A 1214-nucleotide genomic window follows, 5' to 3' on the forward strand; every position below is an offset into this window, starting at 1 on the left:
CCCATAACCAACTACAAGATAGTCAGTGCTATCCGCAATGAGATAGCGTCCCGTCTTGATGTTGATTCCCTCCAGGAAGTGCTGGCTTCACACTGGAAACCCTATCTTGACAGCCTTCACGTCTGTATGGCCGATGCCACATGCTATGAAAGCCATATGCGTTATCCTACTGACATGAAACTCCTTTGGGAAAGCCTTGAATGGCTCTATAGATATATTTGCAGGCATTGTGTGGAACTTGGCATAAGACGTCCCCGCAACAAATACAGGAATGTAGCGGAGTCCTATCTGTCCTACTGCAAGAAAAGAAAAAGGAAGGCTTCGAGGACAAGAATGCTCAAGCGTCGTATGATCAGGCTTCTTGAAAAGCTCCTCATACAGAGGGATGAGATTCATCGAGAGTACGGAACCTTACTCCGCTATACCCAGGATTACCAGAAACGTCTTTCCATCATCAGAAAGGTTCTTGTACAGGAAAAGGAAATGTTTGTAGGGAAGAAGGTCAGGGACCGCATCGTCAGCATTGACCGTCATTATGTACGTCCCATTGTAAGAGGCAAGGAAACAAAGTCCGTCGAGTTCGGTGCGAAGGTCAACAACATACAGATAGACGGCATATCGTTCATCGAACACCTCTCGTTCAAGGCTTTCAACGAAGGTATACGCCTGAAGGACTGTATCCGCATGCAGCAGAAGCTCATGAATGTGAGGGTAAGATGCGTGGCTGCCGATTCCATATATGCCAATAATGCCAACAGAAAGTTCTGTACAAAATATGGAATATCCACATCCTTTGTACGCAAGGGAAGGGCGGCCAAGGATGAATCCTTGAGAAAGGTTCTCAGAAGTGAACTCTCCAAAGAAAGGGCCACCAGGCTTGAAGGCAGCTTCGGCACTCAAAAGCAACATTACTCACTCTCAAGGATAAAGGCACGGAACAGGAAAACGGAAATCCTTTGGATTTTCTTTGGAATACATACGGCAAATGCCATACTGATGATAGATAAGGTCAGGAACAGAGCGCTGAAAGCAGCATGATATGATTTTAACGAAAAAATCAGAAGAGGTCGTCAGACTTCTTCCGGAACGTCATGTCCTGCCTATAAGAGTATATGGGAAAATACAGAAAAATGACAATAAAAATGACATATGAAGTGATTATACTGGGGCATCTTCATATGCCATTGTATTTTATAGGGACATTTACTGAATAT

The 1214-nt window shown here is 44.4% G+C and carries 1 protein-coding gene; it reads left to right on the forward strand.

What is annotated here, in order from left to right; translation table 11 throughout:
• The coding region (locus WS42_RS14735) for a transposase (RefSeq protein WP_046451365.1) at positions 1 to 1038 on the forward strand (1038 nt) is incomplete at its 5' end.
• Between the last annotated feature and the right edge of the window lie 176 nt (positions 1039 to 1214).

It is taken from the genome of Odoribacter sp. N54.MGS-14 (assembly GCF_000980295.1).
Taxonomy (GTDB): domain Bacteria; phylum Bacteroidota; class Bacteroidia; order Bacteroidales; family Marinifilaceae; genus Odoribacter; species Odoribacter splanchnicus.